The 20,004-nt window shown below is 70.8% G+C and carries 17 protein-coding genes; 6 read left to right on the forward strand and 11 right to left on the reverse strand.

What is annotated here, in order from left to right:
* Positions 1-28 precede the first annotated feature (28 nt).
* From ABT340_RS23715 to ABT340_RS23730, 4 genes are all read right to left on the reverse strand, one after another.
* Positions 29-1,402 carry an NADP-dependent succinic semialdehyde dehydrogenase gene (locus tag ABT340_RS23715; protein WP_352012993.1) on the reverse strand — a complete coding sequence of 458 codons (1,374 nt, stop codon included), beginning with the start codon at positions 1,400-1,402 and terminating at the stop codon, positions 29-31.
* A 130-nt stretch (positions 1,403-1,532) separates the two neighbouring features.
* On the reverse strand, positions 1,533-2,567 hold the full coding sequence (locus ABT340_RS23720; protein WP_352012994.1) for an NADPH:quinone reductase: 1,035 nt from the start codon (positions 2,565-2,567) through the stop codon (positions 1,533-1,535).
* A gap of 96 nt (positions 2,568-2,663) precedes the next feature.
* Positions 2,664-2,834, reverse strand: a complete 171-nt coding sequence (locus tag ABT340_RS23725; protein WP_352012995.1) for a hypothetical protein — start codon at positions 2,832-2,834, stop codon at positions 2,664-2,666.
* Positions 2,835-3,032: 198 nt separating this feature from the next.
* On the reverse strand, positions 3,033-4,367 hold the full coding sequence (locus ABT340_RS23730) for an erythromycin esterase family protein (protein ID WP_352012996.1): 1,335 nt from the start codon (positions 4,365-4,367) through the stop codon (positions 3,033-3,035).
* 397 nt (positions 4,368-4,764) lie between these two features.
* Between ABT340_RS23730 and ABT340_RS23735 the strand changes: the two genes are divergently transcribed.
* From ABT340_RS23735 to ABT340_RS23745, 3 genes are all read left to right on the forward strand, one after another.
* On the forward strand, positions 4,765-5,706 hold the full coding sequence (locus tag ABT340_RS23735; RefSeq protein WP_352012997.1) for a YihY/virulence factor BrkB family protein: 942 nt from the start codon (positions 4,765-4,767) through the stop codon (positions 5,704-5,706).
* A gap of 117 nt (positions 5,707-5,823) precedes the next feature.
* The gene (locus tag ABT340_RS23740) at positions 5,824-6,888 is read left to right on the forward strand and encodes a cobalamin-independent methionine synthase II family protein (RefSeq protein WP_352012998.1); all 1,065 of its coding nucleotides are present in this window, start codon (positions 5,824-5,826) and stop codon (positions 6,886-6,888) included.
* Between the two features lie 83 nt (positions 6,889-6,971).
* Positions 6,972-7,262, forward strand: coding sequence for a DUF1330 domain-containing protein (locus ABT340_RS23745; protein WP_352012999.1), 291 nt, complete (start codon positions 6,972-6,974; stop codon positions 7,260-7,262).
* Between the two features lie 32 nt (positions 7,263-7,294).
* Here ABT340_RS23745 and ABT340_RS23750 read toward each other — a convergent pair whose 3' ends face one another.
* From ABT340_RS23750 to ABT340_RS23775, 6 genes are all read right to left on the reverse strand, one after another.
* Complete coding sequence (locus ABT340_RS23750) at positions 7,295-8,005, reverse strand: SDR family NAD(P)-dependent oxidoreductase (RefSeq protein ID WP_352013000.1); 711 nt, start codon at positions 8,003-8,005, stop codon at positions 7,295-7,297.
* A gap of 156 nt (positions 8,006-8,161) precedes the next feature.
* Positions 8,162-10,141, reverse strand: a complete 1,980-nt coding sequence (locus ABT340_RS23755; RefSeq protein ID WP_352013001.1) for a Xaa-Pro dipeptidyl-peptidase — start codon at positions 10,139-10,141, stop codon at positions 8,162-8,164.
* Between the two features lie 100 nt (positions 10,142-10,241).
* Positions 10,242-11,252, reverse strand: coding sequence for a glycoside hydrolase family 6 protein (locus ABT340_RS23760; protein ID WP_352013002.1), 1,011 nt, complete (start codon positions 11,250-11,252; stop codon positions 10,242-10,244).
* An 8-nt stretch (positions 11,253-11,260) separates the two neighbouring features.
* Entirely contained in the window at positions 11,261-13,282 is a 2,022-nt protein-coding gene (gene glxA, locus ABT340_RS23765) for a radical copper oxidase GlxA (RefSeq protein ID WP_352013003.1), read from the reverse strand.
* On the reverse strand, positions 13,279-14,991 hold the full coding sequence (locus tag ABT340_RS23770) for a glycosyltransferase family 2 protein (protein WP_352013004.1): 1,713 nt from the start codon (positions 14,989-14,991) through the stop codon (positions 13,279-13,281). The genes glxA and ABT340_RS23770 overlap by 4 nt, the downstream gene beginning before the upstream one ends.
* Before the next feature lie 257 nt (positions 14,992-15,248).
* A complete protein-coding gene (locus tag ABT340_RS23775; RefSeq protein ID WP_352013005.1) occupies positions 15,249-16,361 on the reverse strand; it encodes an MBL fold metallo-hydrolase in 1,113 nt (370 codons plus the stop codon).
* A 325-nt stretch (positions 16,362-16,686) separates the two neighbouring features.
* On the opposite strand from ABT340_RS23775, the gene ABT340_RS23780 reads away from it, so the two are divergent.
* Positions 16,687-17,952: an MFS transporter gene (locus ABT340_RS23780; protein ID WP_352013006.1), complete on the forward strand. Its 1,266-nt coding sequence runs from the start codon at positions 16,687-16,689 to the stop codon at positions 17,950-17,952.
* On the opposite strand, the gene ABT340_RS23785 is transcribed toward ABT340_RS23780, so the two are convergent.
* On the reverse strand, positions 17,940-18,239 hold the full coding sequence (locus ABT340_RS23785; protein WP_352013007.1) for a thiamine-binding protein: 300 nt from the start codon (positions 18,237-18,239) through the stop codon (positions 17,940-17,942). The genes ABT340_RS23780 and ABT340_RS23785 overlap by 13 nt on opposite strands.
* Before the next feature lie 76 nt (positions 18,240-18,315).
* On the opposite strand from ABT340_RS23785, the gene ABT340_RS23790 reads away from it, so the two are divergent.
* Positions 18,316-18,987, forward strand: coding sequence for an endonuclease V (locus ABT340_RS23790; protein ID WP_352013008.1), 672 nt, complete (start codon positions 18,316-18,318; stop codon positions 18,985-18,987).
* Positions 18,988-19,015: 28 nt separating this feature from the next.
* Positions 19,016-19,996, forward strand: a complete 981-nt coding sequence (locus tag ABT340_RS23795) for an ankyrin repeat domain-containing protein (protein ID WP_352013009.1) — start codon at positions 19,016-19,018, stop codon at positions 19,994-19,996.
* Positions 19,997-20,004: the final 8 nt, after the last annotated feature.

Genomic DNA, 20,004 nt, shown 5'->3' on the forward strand with positions numbered 1-20,004 from the left:
TGGCGGGCCGGTCCGCGCGCCTTTCCCCTCAGCCGATCCAGACCGTCTTGAGGTTGCAGAACTCCCGGATGCCGTGGGCGGACAGCTCCCTGCCGTACCCGGAGTTCCTTATGCCGCCGAAGGGCAGCTGCGGGTAGGAGACCACCATGCCGTTGACGGCGACCATCCCGGCCTCCAGCTCGGTGATGAGGCGTTCCTGCTCGCGCTCGTCGGTGGTCCAGGCGTTCGCGCCGAGCCCGAAGGAGGTGGCGTTGGCGAGCGCGACGGCCTCCTCGACGTCCTCCACCCGGTACAGCGAGGCCACCGGGCCGAACGACTCCTCCAGGAACAGCTTCATCTCCCGGGTGACACCGCTCAGCACGGTCGGCTCGTAGAACCAGCCGGGCCGGTCGGGGCTCACCCCGCCGCACAGCACCCGCGCGCCGCGTCCCGCCGCGTCGGCGACCAGCCTCTCCAGGTCGTCGAGCCCCTGCTCGGTCGCCAGCGGCCCGACGTCGGTCTCCTCGTCCATGGGGTCGCCGACCCGCAGCGACTCCATGCGTTCGACGAAGCGGCCCTCGAACTCGTCGTAGACGTCGGCGTGCACGATGAAGCGCTTGGCCGCGATGCAGGACTGGCCGTTGTTCTGCACCCTGGCGGTGACGGCGGTCGAGACGGCGGCCTCGACGTCCGCCGACGGCATCACCACGTAGGGGTCGGAACCGCCCAGCTCAAGGACGGTCTTCTTGACCTCGGAACCCGCGATCGACGCGACGGAGCGGCCCGCGGGCTCCGAGCCGGTCAGGGTCGCCGCGACCACCCGTCTGTCCCTCAGCACCCGTTCGACCTGTGACGAACCGATGAGCAGGGTCTGGAAGCAGCCCGCGGGGAAACCCGCCCTGGTGAAGAGCTCCCCCAGGTAGAGCGCGGTCTGGGGGACGTTCGAGGCGTGCTTGAGCAGCCCCACGTTGCCCGCCATGAGCGCCGGCGCGGCGAAGCGGATCACCTGCCAGAGCGGGAAGTTCCACGGCATCACCGCGAGCACGGGCCCCAGCGGCTGGTAGCGCGCGTAGGCGCGCCGCGCCCCCACGGCCCGCGCGTCCCCCGGCTCGTCGGCCAGGAGCGCCTCGGCGTTGTCGGCGTAGTAGCGCATCCCCGTCACGCACTTGGCCGCCTCCGCGCGGGCCGAGACCAGCGTCTTGCCCATCTCGGTCGTCATGAGACGGGCCGTCTCCTCAAGCTCGCCTTCAAGCAGGTCGGCCGCAGCGCGCATCCAGGCCGCCCGCTGCCCGAAACCGGTCGTCCGGTGGGTCAGGAAGTCGGCCGCGGCGCGCGCGAGCCGTTCCTCGACCTCCCGCTCGTCCAGCGGCTCGAAGGTCTTCAGGGTCTCACCGGTGGCCGGGTTGACCGTCGCGATCGCCATCACTGCCTCCTCGACGGCCGCCGCCCCCGGACGGCGGCCGGAATCGGGACCTGCCGGACAGGGGCGGGTACGGCGGGCGTCCTGCCCCTACCTTCCCCAGATATCCGTTCAGACCCGGAGGAAACAGAGCTCAGGCGCCGACCTCGATGACGACCTTGCCGACGGCTCCTTCCTCGACCGCCGCGTGGGCGTCGGCGGCGCGCTCCAGGGGGAAGCGGATGATCGGCAGCCCGGCCTCCTCCCCCACGCGCAGCGCGCCCGCGGCGACGGCGGCCGAGACGTCCTCGACGGCGGCCAGCTTGGCGGTCTCGGGCACCGTGTAGACCAGGACGCCCTGGTAGCGGAGGTTGCCCGCCGCGACCGGCCCCAGCGGCAGGAGAAGCTCGGCGGGACCGCCGTCCACGGCGTAGACCGCGACGGTTCCCGCGGGGGCCAGGACCGCGAGGTCGAGGGTGAGGTTCACCACGGGGGCCACCTCGACGACGACGTCGACGCCTCCCGGGGCGACCCGCCTGATCTCGGCGGCGGCGTCCCCCTCGCGGTAGTTCACGACATGGTGGGCCCCGGCCGCGGTCGCGAGCGCGGCCTTCTCCGGCCCGCTGACCGTGGTGACGACCGTGGCGCCCGCCCATCTGGCGAGCTGGATCGCGGCGTTGCCGACCGCGCCCGCCCCACCCGCGACCAGCACGGTGCGGCCCGCGAGGGCACCCGGCGCCAGCCGTCCCGCGCCACCGCCCGCCGCCGTGCCGTCGGCCACGGTGAGGCAACGGTGCGCGGTCAGCGCCGGGATCCCGAGCGCCGCGCCCACCTCGAAGGAGGCCTCCCCGGGAAGCCGTACGGCCTGCCGGGCGGGCAGCACCACGAACTCCTGGGCGGTGCCGTCCGGGCGTTGCCAGGCGGCCTCCCAGATCCAGACACGATCGCCCTGCCGCAGCCCGTCGACCCCCTCGCCGACCGCGTCCACGACTCCGGAGCCGTCCTGGTTCGGCACCACCTCGGGGAAGGTGGGGCCTGAGTCGTCCGCGCGGAACTTCCAGTCGCTGGGGTTGACGGCGGACAGGACCACGCGGACCCTGACCTCACCCGGTCCCGGCTCGGGAACGGGCCGTTCGACCAGGCGCAGGACCTCGGGGCCGCCGGTCTCGGTGTAGATGATCGCTCTCATACCGGAGGAAATCTCCGGTTAGAGCGGCTTATTCCCGTGCCCTCCTTGCCCCCGCGGAACCGCCGTGAGGAGAACGGCTCCGCGGGCCTGGCCCCGTCAGCCTCTGAGGCTGGAGGAGCGGAAGAGCTTGACCACGAAACCGGCGGCCACGGCGATCAGACCGAGGATCAGGGCCCACTTGATGAGGCCGACGACGAAGCCCAGAAGCGAGCCGAGCAGGAAGAAGGCGAGCACCACGGCCGCCACAATCAACAGAATCCGTCCCATGTCTCCACGCTACGGCCCGGCACGGACCAGCGGCAGAGCCAGAACCCGAAGTCAGGGACAAGCCAGGGTGTTCCCCCATGCTGTTTCCGGGAGGCCCCGGCCCAGGCCTCCTCGGCGTTCCTTCCCTTCGCGTACCGCGTCTTCCCGGCCGGATTCAGCGGCCGTTCCGGCTCCGTGCGCCGGGAGCCTCAGGCGTCCTCACAGCGGATCGGCCGCCTTGACGCGGTGGAGGTGAACCACGATGTCGTACGCCTGGCCCAGGGCCAGTGGTGCCTTGAGCATGTCGGGCAGGTAGGTGGCCGGCACGGTGAACGTCGGGCGGGCGGTGCCGAGCCACTTCCGCGTGGCCGGGTCGCGCTCCGCCTGGCGCAGGCTCACGTAGTAGTCGCGATGGCGCACCTTGTCGAGGATGTGCTCGTTGCTGTCCGGCCCCGCGACCCCCGTGTCGAAGTTCTCCGCCTTGCCGTTGTCGGGATTGATGGCCCGGAATCCGCCGCTGTGGATGGAGGTGCCGATGGCGACGTAGGAGCGCCCGGCCATGGCACGTAGCCGGGCCCCCTGGGTGACGGGGTAGTGCTGCGGGAAGGGGGAGAGGTAGGTCACGTGCCCGTTGTGCGCGGCGGCCACGATCTTCAGACCGGTTTGCCGCTTCCACCACATGGTGTTCTCCGCCATGAACCGGTCGCGGTTCAGGTGCAGTTCGGACCCCTCCGATGCGTACACCTTGGTCATCTGGTGGATGACGCGGGCTTCCTGGAGCACGTAGGGGTTGACCTTGGCGGCCTTCTCGACCAGGTGGTAAGCGGCTTCGGCGTCCTCGGCCACGGCCTTGAGCCGCTCCGGGGGAAGAGCCGTCAGCGCGTCGACCCGTTCCTTCGCACCACCGGGAAGGGCGAGCAGCTTCGCGTAGCGGCGGCGCAGTTCGGGCAGGATCGAGGGCTCGTGCTCCTCGGCCCAGTCGAGGATCCGCCGGTACTGCTGCGGGTGGACGTCACTGAGGTCGAAGCCCATCACCCGGAGCTTGGTGCGGGCGGTGCGGTTGTAGTCGCGCATCCAGGAGTACAGGTCCAGCCACTCCTCGGTGCTCCACACGCCGCCGGTGGTCTCGCCCTCCTCCTTGAGGATCGTGCGCAGGTCGCCCTTGCCGGTGCGCACGTACTCGTCCAGGCGGACACCGGCCGACCAGGGCGCCTCCAGGGCGAGGGTGGTGAAGCCCTGTGTGGTCGCCAGGTGCCGGAACAGCCGGTGGCGCAGGGTGAACAGCTCCTTGGAACCGTGGGTGGCCTCGCCGATTCCCACGATCTCCGCGTCACGGACCAGCGCCGACAGCGCCTTCAGATCATGTCCCGGCGTGTCCGGTCGGGTGCCGCGCAGTGGGTGGGCGTGACGCTCAAGGCCCGCGACGACCCGCTCCTCCGATGTCTCCGACGCCGGTTTGGGAGCGGCCAGGGCGGGAGTGGCCAGCGCGGGGGCCGCCACGGCGCCCAGGGCGACCGCCACCAGCAGGCCGCGACGCAGGGGAGTCTTCCTCATGGGTGTTCCTTCGGTCGGTGTCACCGGACGCTCATCAAACTAGGGATCGGCGCCGGGCCTTTCGATCCGGCGGGCCGGTCCATCGTGGTGGCGCTGACCCCACCCCCCGTCGGGGGGACGACACGCCGGACGAGGCTGTTCGCGCCTTGGCCGCCCCCGGTACCCGGGACACGCCATCAGCACGAACGGCCCCGGCACAACGGCCGGGGGACGTCCCCGATCTCCTGCGCCGTAGGGGACAAAAGCCCGGAAAGGCCGCGTGCGACGGGGTGTCGGGGTGCCGTTGGGAGCGGGGCTTCTGCCAGACTTCCGGGATGATTCCGTCGCGTTCCGTGACATCCGGCCCCTGGCCACACCCCCTGGGACGTGCCGCACGGCCCCGGGGCGAGGCCCTGTCATGACGGTCGTCAGCTTCACCGGGCGCCTGTCCGGAAGGATCACCCAGGCGTGGGCACGGGCCCGCCGCCGCCACGGATGGCTCGACCATCTGGCGCGCGCCGCCGTGCGCTACGACCAGGTGGACGGCGGGCGCCTGTCCGCGGCGCTCACCTACTACTCGTTCTTCGCCGTCTTCGCGCTCGGCCTGCTCGGCTTCGCGATCATCGGGCACGTCCTGGACACGCCGGAGGTCGTGCGGGCCGTACAGGACTATCTGAGTGAGAACTTCCCGCGCCTGGACGTGGCGGCGTTGCGTGAGGCGCAGAGCACGGCCGGGATGATCGCCCTCGTCGGCCTTCCGCTGACCGGCCTGTTCTGGATGGACACGCTGCGCTCGGCGATCAGGGCCATCTGGCGCCTGGAGCAGTATCCGGGCGTGCTCCTTCTGCGCCAGCTCATCGACCTGGGGGTGCTGGCCGGGCTGGGACTGCTGCTCTCCCTGACGCTCACCCTGGCGTTCGTCACCGGGGAGATGCTGAGCTGGCTGGTCGCGCACACCGTGGGCACCGACGACGCCCCGGCCAAGTGGCTGCTGTCGGCCGCCGCCTTCCTGATCGGGCTCGGGGTGAACACGCTGCTGGCGTTCGCCCTGCTGAGCGGGCCGCCGAGGCTGCGGCTGCCCCCGCGCAGGGCGATCGGCCCGGCCCTGCTCATCACCGTCGGGCTGGAGATCCTCAAGTCCCTCGGCCAGCTCTACATCGGCATGACCGCGGCCAACCCGGCCTACCAGGTCGTGGCGGGCGCCGCCGCGATGCTCGTCTTCCTCAAGCTCCTCAACCAGCTCGTCCTGTTCGCCGCGGCGCTCACCGCGACCGGCGGGAACGGCCGCGTCATCGACCTGACGACCGGCAGGGCCGTACCGCCCGCCGTTCCTCAAGGGCGGGACGGCGACGCGCCGTGAGCGGGGCCAGGTGCGCGGATGTTCCACATCCGTGGGCGGAGGTTCCACATCTCGGGGTGTAATCATCTCCACCGACGAGTGATTGATGGAACACGCATCGTTATCTACGCTCGCGGCATGACGATCCCCACCGAACCGATCGGCAGCATCCCCCGGCCTCCGGAACTGCTCGCCGCGCTGGCCGGACACGCCGACGGCCGGATCGGCGACGAGGAACTGGCCGCACGGCAGGCCGAGGCCGTCGCGGAGACGATCACACGCCTGGAGGGGACCGGATCCCCCGTCCTCGTCGACGGCGAGCAGTCCAAGCCGAGCTTCGCCACCTATCCGATCACCGGCCTGGCGGGGCTGCGCCCCGACGGCGCCGTCATCCCCTTCGCCGACGGCCACACCCGGCAGCTGCCGTGCCTGACCTCGGGCCCGTTCCGCTACGCGGTGCACGCGGAGAAGTACCTCAGGCAGGCCAGGAGCCACACGGGCCTGCCGGTCAAGCAGGCGGTCATCGCCCCGTCCGCGCTGAGCCTGCTCTACCCGGCCGACGGCATCGACGACTATCCGCGCAAGGCCTTCCTCGACGACCTGGTCGATGAGGCGGAGGCGGACATCCGAGGCTGCCTGGAGGCGGGCGCGCACGCCGTGCAACTCGACTTCACCGAGGGGCGGCTCTCGCTCAAGCTCGACCCGAGCGGCGGGCTGCTCGGGGACTTCGTCGAGCTCAACAACCGGGTCCTCGAACGCTTCAGCCAGGAGGAGCGGGCCAGGATCGGCGTGCACACCTGCCCCGGCGGCGACCTGGACTCCACCCACAGCCTCGACGTCGACTACGCGGACCTGCTGCCGACGCTCTTCCGGCTGCAGGCGGGCAACTTCTACGTCCAGCTGGCCGGTGAGCCGGACCAGGAACGGGTGCTGAGCCTCATCGGCGGCGCCCTGCGCCCCGGCGTCAGGGTCTTCGTCGGCGTCATCGACCCGATCGACCCCCTGGTCGAGACGGCCGAGCAGGTGCGTGACCGGGTGCTGGCCGCCGCCCGCCACATCCCCGCCGACCAGCTCGGCACCTGCGACGACTGCGGGTTCTCCCCCTTCGCCGACGACACCTCGACCTCCCGCGACACCGCGTTCGCCAAGATCACCGCGCGGGTGCGGGGGACCGCGCTGGCCGCCCGGGCCCTCGGCCTGTGACGTCCCGCCGGTGAAGGCCGGGGCGTTCCGCGGCCCCTCCCCGCGGCGGGGACCGCGGAACGCCTCCCGGTACGGTGAGGCCCATGACCGCATATGTGATCGCGAAGGTGAAGGCGACCGGCGACGAGGAGGAGCTGGCGGAGTACCGCGCCCAGGTCCAGGCGACCCTCGAACCGTACGGCGGCCGCTATCTCGTACGGGGCGGAGCCGTCGAGGTCCTCGAAGGCGACCCCGAGCCCGGCCGGATCGTCGTCCTTGAGTTCCCCGACGCCGAGACCGCCCGCGCGTGGAACGACTCCCCCGAATACCAGCGGATCGCCCCCCTGCGGATCCGCAACACCGACAGCGACCGCCTGATCGTCACCGGGCTGTGATCTCGGGTGATCTCGGGCGATCTCGGGCGGCCTCAGGCCCCGTGGACGACCTCGTGCTCCCACTCCTGACGCGGCTGGGTGTGCAGCCGCCAGTAGTGCTCGGCGATGTCGTCCGGGTCGTAGTCCGTCCCCGGGGCGACCACGCCCCCGACGGTCACACTGGCCACGTGGACGCCCGAGGTTCCGTAACGCCCGTCGAGCAGCGCGACCAGCGTGCGCACCCCCGCCTTGCTCAGCGAGAGGCTCACGTAGTCGGGCTTGGGCTCGGGCATCCCTCCGGTGACGATGAACGAGCCGCCGCCGCGCCGGGCCATCCCGGGCGCGACGTGCGCGGCGGCGGTGAGCGCCCCGATGACGTTCACCGACCAGATGTCCAGATGCTCCCGTACGGACAGCTCACCGGGCTCGTCCGGGCGGACGATCGCCGCGTTGTAGACCACGGCATCCGGCGGGCCGATCTCGGCCGCCGCCGTGTCGAGGGCCTCCCGCAGCGCCGTCTCGTCGGCGCTGTCCGCCGTCAGGGCGACCACCCGGACCCCTGTTGGGGCGATCGCCTCGGCCACCGCCTTCACGGTCCTGTCCGTACGGGCCACCAGGGCGACCGGCAGTCCCTCCCGCGCGAACCGTGCCGCCACCGAGCGCCCGATCCCCGGCCCCGCGCCGATGACCACCACGCCTCCCGGCTCCGCCTTCGCCGGCGCGGGTTCGGACACCCCGTGCCGGCGCCTTCCCTCGTCGCTCATCCGCTTGGCTCCCCTCACGTCTCAGTCCGGGCGTCGGCGTGCCCGGTTGATCGTTGACCATGGTGCGCCGCCGACCGCGAGAGGAGGGTAAAACCTTCACATTGATGTGAAGGTCAAGGGTTTGCGCCCTCCGGCAGGGCCGGAGGGCGCGTTCCGTCAGCCGAGGGCGCCGCGGCCCCCGACGAGGGGAAGGGTGACCGAACCCGCACCCGGTTCGACCGAGACCCTGGTCCCCGCCGGGAAGCGCAGGGTGAAGTCACGGTCGGTCGAGATGAGCACGACGCCGATCCGGTGGCCGGGCTTGACCACGTAGTCGCTGGGCTGCAGGTCGAAGTCGAAGTCGTAGAACCTGCCTTCCTTCAGCAGTTCGGTCCTGGCCGCGGAGTGGCGGTTGCGCACGTCGAGCCAGCCCCTTGTGATGATCTTGTAGGAGGCTGTCTCCGTGACGTGCCTGGCCAGGTAGGAGCAGCCGGTGTCCCCCGGCACGCCCTGTCCGTAGCAGACCGGCTCCTGGCCGAAGACCACGCCGCCGGTGGCACGGGTGTCGGTGCCGTAGTCGACGAGCAACGCGGTCAGGTACGGCGAGCGTCCCGCCGCGAAGGCCGCCTTGACCCGCGCCTTCGGCGTGCCGGACAGGCGCACCTGCCCGCTCACCGGCTCCGACAGGTAGGCCAGCCGGTTCGGATCGGTCGTGGCGACGTCCTGGGCGAGCTGACCGGCGGTGCGGCCGCCCTGGTCGGTGAAGGACTCGACGGCGCGGCCGTGCGAGCGCCGCGGGCTCAGTGTGCCGTTGCGGCCGCCCGCCCCCGCGCCGAGGTTCAGCCGGACGTCGCGGGTGCCGGGAAGCGGCCAGGTGGCGTACTGGGCCCACTGGTCCGGCCCCGACTCGACGTCGGCCCTCGGCTCGTCCAGGATGCCGTTGCGCAGGCCGTACAGGTAGAAGTCGAACCAGTGGTGCAGCTGGCGCAGCCACTCGGCGTTGCGGGCGGCGAAGGAGAAGGGGTTGAAGTGGGGGCCCTGGTGCAGCCAGATCTTGCGCTGCACCCCCTGGGCGGCGAGGGCGTTCCACCACTGGACGGTCTGCTTGGTCTTGACGTTCCAGTCGTTGAGCCCGGCGACCGCGAAGACGGAGGCGCGGACCCCGCGCACGTGGTTGAGGTAGTCGCGCCGGGCCCAGAACGGGGAGTAGTCCCCCGTCACCCGGTCCTGGTCACGTTCGATCGAGTCGACCAGAGCGCCGCAGGCCTGCTCGGCGTTCTGCCTGGTCAGGACGTAACGGGCCAGGATGTCGGTGTCCTCGCCCTGGTAGCCCCCGGGGGCGACCACGCCGCCGTTGGCGCGGTAGTAGTCGTACCAGGAGGAGATCGCCGCGATCGGCACGATGGTCTTGAGACCCTTGACCCCGGTCGCGGCGACGGCGTTGGCGAGCGTGCCGTTGTAGGAGACGCCGATCATGCCGACATTGCCCGTCGACCAGTCGGCGCGGACCTGGCCGCCCGAGGCGTCGAAGGCCCGGGCTCTGCCGTTGAGCCAGTCGATCACCGCCTTGGGCCCGGCCGTCTCGTTCTCCAGGCCGGAGGTCGGGCACCCGGTTGCCCGCCCGGAACCGAGGTTCTCCACCAGCACGACGGCGTAGCCGCGCGGGACGAAGTAGTTGTCGTAGTAGCCGCGGAAGGGCGGCGCGACCGCCCTGGAGGTCGGGGGACGCTCCTCGGAGCCGAAGATCGCCTCACCCATGCCGTCGAGCTTGTTGCGGCGGTAGTCCATGCCCGAGGGATCGGAGGCGTCGAGGTCCACCGTGTGGTTGACCACGGTGTTGGTGCCCGCGTAGTAGGGACTGGACTCCATGATGACCGGGACCTTCAGCCCGGACGCGGTCTCCCTTGGCCGCATGATGTCGACGGCGACCCGGTCGGGGCTGCCGTCACGGTCGCTGTCCACTCCGGCGACCTCGACGAACACGGTCTCCGTCAGGGCGTCGGCGCGTGAGTAGACCGGCTGGGTCTCCTCGTTCACGACCGGGGCGGACGACGAGGAGGGCATCGGGGCGGCCGCGGTTCGCGCGGCCGCCGCGGGCATGACGCCGGAGGGTACGGCGACCGCCATGGCGATGAGGACTGTCTTCCATCTGTTCATCGAGGGGGACTCCCGAAGGCCGATGAAGATTGACAACAGTTGTCAATGTCCAGCAGTCGGAACTTCACCGACAAGATCCGGGAGGTAACGAATTCACTGACTACTTGGCGTTACGTGCCAACTCCAGTGCGTAGTCATGGAACCACGTTCCGGGCGCGGGCTCGCCCCGGTGGCACTCGCCGTCCGACTCACCGGGTCGTTTGACCCACAGGAAGGCGTCCACCCGCTCGCGGCCCGTCCGGGTGGTCGGCGCCGTGCCCAGGGCCCGGCCCGCCGGGTTGCACCAGGCGTCGTCACCCTGCGCGCCCTGTGGCGACCCGTTGCCGTTGCGCGAGGTGTCGATCACGTACGGCGCCCCGCCGAGCGCGTCGGAGAGCCGTCCCGCGACGGCGACGCTCTCCTCGACGGTGAAGAAGTTGCTGACGTTGAAGGCGAACCCGTCGGCCGTGGCGACCCCGGCGCGCCGCATCGGATCGACCCAGGCCCCGGGGTCCCTGATCCAGCCCGCGTTGCCCGCGTCGAGGTAGACCCTGGTTCTCGGCTGCTTCTTGAGCGTCTCGACGGCGTCCCTGAGCAGGTCGAGCCGTTCATCCGCCTTGCCGCCCTTGGTGCAGTTGTCGAGGATGTGAGCGAGCGCGTCCGGTTCGAGGATGACCCAGGCGGGCCGGTCGGCGACACCCTCGGCGAAGCGGCGGATCCAGGAGCGGTACTCGTCGGGGTTCGCGGCGCCGCCCGCGGAGAACTGGCCGCAGTCGCGGTCGGGGATGTGGTAGGCCACCAGGACCGGCACCTGGCCCGCCTTGGCCGCCTTCTCCGTGACGGCCGCGACCCGGGATGAGGGGTCGGCGTCGCCGATCCAGACGGCGTTCGGCCGTTCGGCGATCCTGCCGATCAGCTCCGCCTCCTGGGTCTTGCCCTCCTCGCGCAGCCTCCTGGCCTCCCTGGCGGCCGCTCCCTCGTCGTCCACGTAGAAGCGGACGTCCTCCCCCGCGGCTCCCGCGCCACTTCCGGTGGAGGCGGGCGGTCGTACGGCTGACGGCTCCGGGGCCGCCGTACAGGCCGTCGCCAGGGCGAGGGCGAGCGCGGCGGCGGCGCGGCCGTAGCTGTTCATCGGGCTCCTCAGGCTCGACCGTCCAGGACGTGGACCCAGCGGGCCTGGGACGGTGTTCCCTTTTGCGTGACTCCGAACATCATGTACCAGCCTGGCGGCATCAGTGCGGGGTTGGAGGGGAGCGTGACGATTATGCCGCTCGACACCCGGGTGAAGTCGATCTTGATAGAGCGCTGCTCGACGTCCGTGACGTGGGTGACCGCGCTGGGCCGCATGAAGCGCACCTCGGTGATGCGCTCGGCGTCGGGGGTCTTGAAGCCCGCCTTTCCGCCCAGCTTCACCTGCTGCCTGCCGTCGGTGAACACCGGACGCGACTCGCCGTTGTGCAGGTAGGGAGGGGTGTACACCTCGACCCGCTGCTCGAAGCTGCCGGGGACCGAGCCCTCCCCGTTGCCGAAGAGCGGATCCGAGCCCATGCTGAGCACCCGGCCGTCGGGAAGCAGCAGGCCCTCGGCGTGGTAGTTGCGGCCGACGGCGGGTGCGGCGGCCTGCCGGAAGGCGTTGACCCGCGGATCGTAGAACTCCGCCCGCAGGATGTTGCTGTCCCCTCTGCCCCGGTAGTCGCTCGAACCGTTGAAGGTGAACACGGTGTCGTCCGGCAGCAGTACCGCCGAGGAGTAGCGAACGGGGTGGGAGAGGTCGGGACCGCGGACGTAACGGGGCGCGGGCTGCTCGAAGTCGATGATGGCGGTCCGGTCTGTCGCGTTCTTCTGGCCGGGCTGGCGCTCCCCGACCGGCCCTCCGCCCAGCACCATGATCTTCTGGTCCTGCGCGGGAGGCAGCAGCACCGAGGCTCCGGTCTCGTTGAGCTCGGGTTCGGGCAGGCCGGGAACCGGGGTGAAAGCCTCCATCTCGTCCGGCGCGAGGCCGCCGGGCGCCCCGGGGGTCGACACCAGGCGGTCGGTGTCGTGGCGGTAGTCCCACACGCCGGGGGGACGCATCGACAGCTGGCCGGGGCCGTACCCCGCGCTCATCCCGGAGAAGAAGAGCGTGTCGTCGTCGAGCAGGAACAGCGCGGGGTAGGTCGGGAAGAAGCGCCGGGGGCCGGGGCTCCACTTCTTCGTGGCCGGGTCGTAGATCTCGTTGTCCCTGGTGACCTTCCCGACGGTGTCGAGCCCGGAGACCGTCATCACCCTGCCGTCCGGCAGGGCCGTCAGCGTCGGGTACCAGCGGCCCTCGGCCATGTCCGGGACCCTGGTGTACCGCTCGGTCACGGGGTCGAACTCGAAGGCGTCCTTGATGCCCTGGAAGTCCTGCTTGTCGAGCGTCATACCGCCGCCCATGGCGTACAGGTTGCGCTTCTCCCTGTCGGTGGTCAGTCCCTGGATCTCGTACTTGACGGAGCCGTCGGCCGCGTTGATCACCCCGATGGCGCCCTCGGCCACCGACTCGGCGAACACCTTGGTCTCACTGGGCGTGACCCGCGCCTTGCCGCGCACCCCGGTCTCGGTCTTCGTCGCGGGCGGCACCATGATCATGGAGGTGGTCCGGTAGAGCCGCCCGTCTGGGGAGGCGACCAGTGTGCCCGCGGGCAGGTGCTTGGTGATGTGCGGGTTCTCGTTCTTCACCACCAGCGGCCCGGCCGCCCGTTTGACCTTGTCCTTGAGCACCTCGAAGCGCAGCGTGCCGCCCGCGATGAGCAGCTTGCCGTCGGGCAGCATGACGTGCCCGGAGCAGAAGAGGTCGACGGGGGTGTCGACCAGCTTGAACTCGCCCGGCTGTCCTGGTTTGGCCGGATCCCAGAGCAGGGTTTTGAAGGTGCCCTTGTCGAAGTTGACGATGTTGTTGCCGGAGCCCGCGACGATGAGCACCTTGCCGGTGTGCAGCAGCGCCGCGTGGATGGCGTTCACCTTGAACCGCTCGGGGATGTTCAGGAAGCTCCAGTGGCCGTGGCTCGCCTTGTAGTCGTCCCGGTTGATCCGGTAGTCGTGCCACTCCCGGTAGGCGAACCCCGCGACGGCCGGCAGGTTGACCCCCACGACGACGGTCACGATCGCGGCAACGACCAGGTTCTTGCGCAGCCTGCTCATCGGCCTCTCCTAGAGGTCCACGCCCAGGCGGCCATGGGCCCCAGGCAGATCACGAGGGCGAGAACCCCCCAGAGGGTCATGGCCACGTGCAGGTGGCCGGTCCAGAAGACGTTGAGCAGCAGGCCCCCGCCGAACACCGCCGCCCACCACAGGTGGATGCGGAAGGTCGCGACCTGGTCCGGACTGGCCGAGTCGCCCTTCGGGGTGACCACGAACCGGCTGGGGCGCCGCAGCGCGGCCCCGGCGAGCGAGGCCACGTAGATGGGCGCTGACAGGGCCGACATCACCATCCCGGCGACGCCGGAGGAGCCCTCGGGCTCGTGCGGGCTGACGTTGTGCCTGCGGTTCCAGGTGTAGAGCATGATCTGCAGCAGCGCGGCGTCGCCGTACAGCATGAGCCACATGTCCATCGGCACGGTCACGCCCGAGCCGCCGACCGCCATGAACAGCACGGCGCTCAGCCCGGCCAGCAGCCAGTTGAGCGCGGACATGGGGTAGAACGTCACCATCAGCGTGTAGTTGAACAGCCTGCCGGGCGACAGACGCGGGACGGCCCGCCAGAACTGGGTCAGCAACGTCTCGTAGGTGCCCCGGCTCCAGCGCAGCTGCTGGCTGAAGAAGTCGGTCCACGACGTCGGCCCCTCTCCGACGGCCAGTACGTCGGGGGTGTAGACCGACGTCCAGCGCCGTCCCGTCTCCGGGTCGCGGGCGCGGTGGAACTCGATGCCGGTCGCCATGTCCTCGGTGATCGAGTCGTACAGTCCGCCGATCTGCTTGAGCGCCCTGATCCGCACGGCGTTGTTGGTGCCGACGAACATCGGCGCGCCGTACCGGTTGCCCGCGCGCTGGATCAGGGAGTGGAAGAGGAACTGCTGGCTCTCGGCCGCCTTGGTGACGCCGAGGGTGTAGTTGCCGTAGACCTGGGGGCCGACGACGAAGGCGACCGTGGGGTCGCGGAAGTAGCCGAGCATGCGTTCGCAGAACTCCGGCAACGGCACGTGGTCGGTGTCCACCGAGACGAAGAAGTCGTAGTCGTCGCCGTGGGCGGCCAGCCAGCTGTTGTAGTTGCCGTGCTTGGTCCTCGCCCTGAAGGGCCCCCTCGGCTGGTTCCACTCGGGCACGCCCTTGCGGGTGAAGTGGTGCGCGCCCAGCCAGTCACACAGCTCGTGGATCTCCGGATCGTCGCCCTCGTCCAGCAGCCACACGTCGAACACGCCCTGGTGACGGATCTTCAGCGCCGCGGTCAGGGTACGCCTGACCATCTCCAGCGGCTCCTTGCCCGGCACGCAGGTGGTGATGAAGGCGACCCTGCCGCCGGGCTCCGGCCTCACCGGTACCGGGTCCCTGGCCGCGAGCATGGCGTGGACGTTGGAGACCACGCTGACCAGCCGGAACAGTTCGATGAGGGCGATCGCCACGAGCATGACCCGGTCGGCGACCGGCAGGTACCACGGGAGCCCGCCGTAGGGGTCCGGACGCTCCGTCCAGTGAGCGGGCAGCAGCAGCCAGACCATCAGGGTGAACTCGACCAGCAGCGCGGCGACCATCAGCAGCACCGCGCGCACCCGGTGCGGTTCGCCCGCCAGCAGTGAGCGGTAGCGAACCCGGTACGGCTCGCCGGGGTCGGGCTCGGTCATCGGCCCGGCCAGCCTGCTGAACCGCTCGTAGTCGTAGAGGGCGCGCCTCGCGGGTCCGGTGCCGACGCTCATCGCATCGGTGACCTCACCACGCGCATGCGGAACACCGGCACTGTCCCCCCAGGCAGATCACATGGGCCACCCTGCCTGAAGGCACGGCCGTCACCGGCCCATAGAACGATAAAGGATGACCCATCATATTCTCAGCGGTAAGCCAGGCATCACCTGTCACATGAGGTTCTGCACCGTTCCAGAAGACTCTCAGATTCTTCATGGAACGGTCCGGAAACGACCAAATCCACACCCCGGCCGGTTGGCCGGAGTAAAGGTCACCCGCCCAGCAGCTCCCACCAGCCGTCCGGGGCGGGAGCGTCGCCGACGTCGATCCGCTCGCCGGGACGCGGGACGACCACGCGGACGTCCCTGGCCTTGGCCTCGCGCCACAGACGGTCGGCGGGCTCCGCCCACGGATGGAAGGCCAGGGTGAAACTCGCCCAGTGCACGGGCAGGAGCAGCTCGCCGCCCAGGTCGAGGTGGGCCCGCACCGCCTCCTCCGGGTTCATGTGAATGTCCGGCCAGTTCGGGCTGTAGGCCCCGACGGGCATGAGCGTCAGGTCGAAGGGACCGTGCGCGGCGCCGATCCCCGCGTAGCCGTCGAAGTATCCGGAGTCTCCGGCGTAGAAGACCCGGTGCCGCTCCCCCGCGACCACCCACGACCCCCACAGCGTCGTGTCACGCCTCAGGGTGCGCCCGGAGAAGTGCCGGGCGGCGGTCGCGACGAAGCGCAGGCCCGCCACCCGCGTCTCCTCCTCCCAGTCGAGCTCGACGATCCGCTCCCCGGGCACACCCCAGCGCTCCAGGTGCGCGCCGATGCCCAGCGGGACCAGGAAGGGGGCCCGCTGCAGGGCGGTGAGCGCGCGGACCGTCGCCATGTCGAGGTGGTCGTAGTGGTCGTGCGAGATCACCACCGCGTCCAGGGCGGGCAGGCCGACCAGCGACGCGGGCATCGGGTGCAGCCGTCTGGGACCCCCGACCGGCGCCGGGGAGCACCGCTCGCTCCACACCGGGTCGAACAGCACCCGCCGCCCCTCGATCTCGACCAGCGTCGTGGCGTGGCCGTACCACAGGGCACTGAGACCGTCCTCGGACGGCTGGACCAGGGGGGAGCCCACCACCGGGACACGCCCCGGAGGACGGCGCCCGTCACGGTCGCGAAGCAGTTCGCCCAGGAGCTTCACCAGGTCGCCCCTCGGCATCGCCGTACCCGGGACGGAGTTGTGGAAGGCGCCGTCACGGAACCTCGGTGAGCGGCGCATCCGCTCCAGCCGCTCGCCCGCCGCCCCACCGCCGAGCGCGGCCGGGACGTCCCGCAGCGCCCACCCCACGGCCGCCAGCGCCAGCCCGCCCGCGACCAGACGCCCGGCCCGCCCGTTTCCCGCCATTCGCCCACACCCTCACAACACTCCAGAAACGACTCCGATCCCCTAACTCGCGAAGCCCCGGCCGGTGTTCCCGGTACGGCCGCGGAGACCTCCGGCCTTTCGGCGTCCTTTTTGGAGGTGAAGGTCCTTGCGGGGGGAGCGTGGCCTCATTCCAGCTGATACGCTCCGCCTCGGCAGCGGATCGCTCTGCTCCGCCTCGGCGATCCGCCGGCCTTCTCCACCGGACAGTGCGGTCCGGATTATCCAGGAACACGTTCACTCGTCAGAAATGACGGGATTCACGACCACCTCATCTGTGCACAAACCAGCGCAACAAGGATGGGCGATGAAATCGAACGATGTACGGACCGATGCGAGCGGCCGCGCTCGCCGCCCCGCGCTGATGCTCGCGGTCGCCACGACGGGGTTCACGGTGAACTTCTGGGCATGGGCGCTGCTCAGCCCGCTCGGCCCGCAGTTCAAGCGGACGCTCTCCCTGTCGGCCTCCCAGCAGGCGCTGCTGGTGGCGGTTCCGGTGGTCATCGGCTCCCTCGGCCGGATTCCCGTCGGAGCCCTCACCGACCGGCTCGGCGGCAGGGTGACCTTCCCGCTCGTCTCGGCCGCCGCCGTACCGCCGGTCCTGTTCGTCGGCCTGGCCGGGCAGCGGTCACTGGCGGCGCTGCTGGCCGGCGGGCTCTGCCTCGGCGTCGCCGGGACGATCTTCGCCGTCGGCGTGCCCTTCGTCACCTCCTGGTTCCCGCCAGAGCGCCGTGGCCTGGCCGTCGGCGTCTTCGGGATCGGCATGGGCGGCACGGCGATCAGCGCCCTGACCACGGTCGGGCTGACCCAGGCGGGCGGTCCCGCGGCGCCCTTCCTGCTCACGGCGGGCGTGCTGACCTGTTACGCCGTCGTCGCCTGTCTCGTCCTGCGGCATCCTCCCGGGCGTACGGCCCGCACCCCGATGAGGGCACGGCCCTCTTCTGCGCCCTCGGGGTCGTCGGGCATGGCCGCCGCGCTGCGGCTGCCGATCACCTGGCAGGCGTCCGTCCTGTACGCGGTGGCCTTCGGCGGATACGTCGCGTTCTCGGTCTACCTGCCGGTCTACCTGCAGACGGCCTACGGCCTCGAACAGGCGGACGCCGCCCGCAGGATGGCCGGGTTCGTGCTCGTCGCGGTTCTGGCGCGTCCCCTGGGCGGCTGGCTGTCCGACCGTTCGGGACCGCTTCCCGTCCTGGTCACGGTCTTCGCCGTGCTCGCCGTCTGCGCCACGACGCAGGCGTTCACCCCGTCCCTCGCGCTCACCGGCACGGTCGCCTTCCTGACCATGGCCGCGGCCTTCGGCACGGGCAGCGGGGCCACCTTCGCCCTGGTCACCCTGGTCGCCCCGGCCGATCTGGTCGGCTCGATCACCGGCCTGGTCGGCGCGGCGGGCGGCCTGGGCGGGTTCGTCCCGCCACTGGTGATGGGACTCGACTACGGCAGGCTCGGCTCCTACGGCCTGAGCCTGGCCCTGCTCGCGGTGGCCTCGCTGGTGACCCTGCTGCTGACGGTGACCACGGTCCGCTCGACGGTCCGGCGCCACTCCTCCCCCGCGGGGTGTCAGGCGAGATAGTCCTCGACGGTGGCGACCTTGGCGTCGAGACCGCCGTCCCGGCCCCGGCGGATGTCGGCCTTGAGCACGAGGCTGACCCGTCCGCACCGGGCCTCGACCGCGGCGACCGCGTCCCGCACCACGGCCATGGCCTCCTCCCAGTTCGCCCCCTCGACGGTGGTGAACATCGCGTCCGTCCGGTTCGGCAGTCCCGAGGCGCGTACGACCCGTACGGCCTCGGCGACGAGCTCCCCGACGTCCTCCCCGGTGCCGATCGGAGTCACGCTGAACGCCACAAGAACTGACATGTCACTCTCCCTCGCGTCCTGGGATGTCCCGCCCTGGAGTACGGCGTCACGCGTCAAAAATAGCGATCATGTGTATATGAAGGCACGAACGCCCCGCACCATCGCCGAAGCCGAGGCGATCCAGGACGAGCTGCGGCCACTGGTCGACCTGACGGGTCCCGGCCCGCTGCGGCCCGCCAGGGTCGCCGGGGTGGACGTGGCCTACGAGGGGGAACGGCTCTCGGCGGCCGTGGCCGTACTGGACGGGACGACGCTGGAGGTCGTCGAGCAGGTCGTCGTCGGCGGCCGGGTGGCCTTCGACTACGTGCCGGGGTTGCTCGCCTTCCGGGAGATGCCAGCGCTCGTCGAGGCACTCGGACGGCTGAGCTCTCCGCCCGACCTCGTCGTCTGCGACGGGTACGGCCTGGCCCATCCCCGCAGATTCGGCCTGGCCTGTCACCTGGGGGTGCTGACCGGCCTGCCCACGATCGGCGTCGGGAAGACCGCCTTCGTCGGCTCGTACTCGGCTCCGGGCACCACGCGGGGATCGTGGAGCGACCTGGTCCTCGACGGCGAGGTGGTCGGACGCGTGCTGCGCACCCGGGACGGCGTCAAACCGGTCTTCGTCTCGGTCGGCCACCGCGTGGACCTCGAAACCGCCTGTCACAACGTTCTCGCCCTGACCCCCCGGCACCGCCTGCCGGAGACGACTCGGATCTCTGACCGGTTGTCACGTATGGGTTTGATCGAAAATGTCGCCTTCGAGTGATTTGATCCTGTCATCGCGAAGAGATGGGGTGACAGTGGGCGACATCGAGTGGAGTGAGATCACCGGCGCGTGGAGCGACACGAACCTGAAGGAGATCCGCGAACGGCTGGCCGAGGGTTTCGACCCCGGGCAACGGCTTCCCTGGCTGGACTCGACGCCCCTGCACCAGGCCGCCCAGGAGGGCGCAGTCCGGGTGATCGGGCTGCTGCTGGCCGCGGGGGCGCGGGTCGACGCGACCGACGGCGACGGGGTGACCCCCCTCTGGGAGGCCGTACGGCACGGCCAGGACGAGGCGGTCAGGCTGCTGCTGGCGGCGGGCGCCGACCCGTGGAGGCCGTGCATCGCCGGGCGTTCCCCCGGCCTCCAGGCGCTCTTCACCGAACTGGCCGACCTCTTCGCCCACCTGCCCGGCGCTCCCCGGATCGGCCCGAACCTGCGGGAGATCCAGGAGACCGTGGACGAGATGATGTTCTCCTACGAGGACTACCACGAGGAGTTCTGCATCGCGTTCGTCGGCGGCGTCACCGAGGAGGAGGTGGTCCGCCGCCTGGGGGCGGTGCCCGAGTGGTGCCCGCCGATCAGGGGCGGGGAACTGCGGCTGGCCGAGCGCGAGTCCCCCCTTGAGACCGTGCGGATCGCGAGCCCTCCCGGCGGTGGCGTCGTGCTCTTCCAGGCCGAGGGCATACTGCCGGTGCACGACGCCGTCGCCCGCCGCGTCACCTCGGGCGGCGGAGTCCTCGCCGGGGGCTTTCCGCTGACCAGCGGCTCGATCGACATATGGCGGGACGGCGTCAGCGTGGCCAGGCCGTCGGTGCACGAACAGCTCGGCGACGACAGTCCGGTCGAGCTGTGGATGTGCCGGTTCGGCGACTGCGGGGCGCACCCGTCCACCTCGACGGAGCGGGCCCTGGCCCTGATGACGCTGCTGACCGCGACCTACATCACCGAGGAATGGCTGTGGAACACGCCCACGCGGGTGGTCCCCGTTGAACTGCGTCAGACGAGCTGAGGTGGATA

The organism is Streptosporangium sp. NPDC000239, assembly GCF_040300765.1.
Taxonomy (GTDB): Bacteria; Actinomycetota; Actinomycetes; order Streptosporangiales; family Streptosporangiaceae; genus Streptosporangium.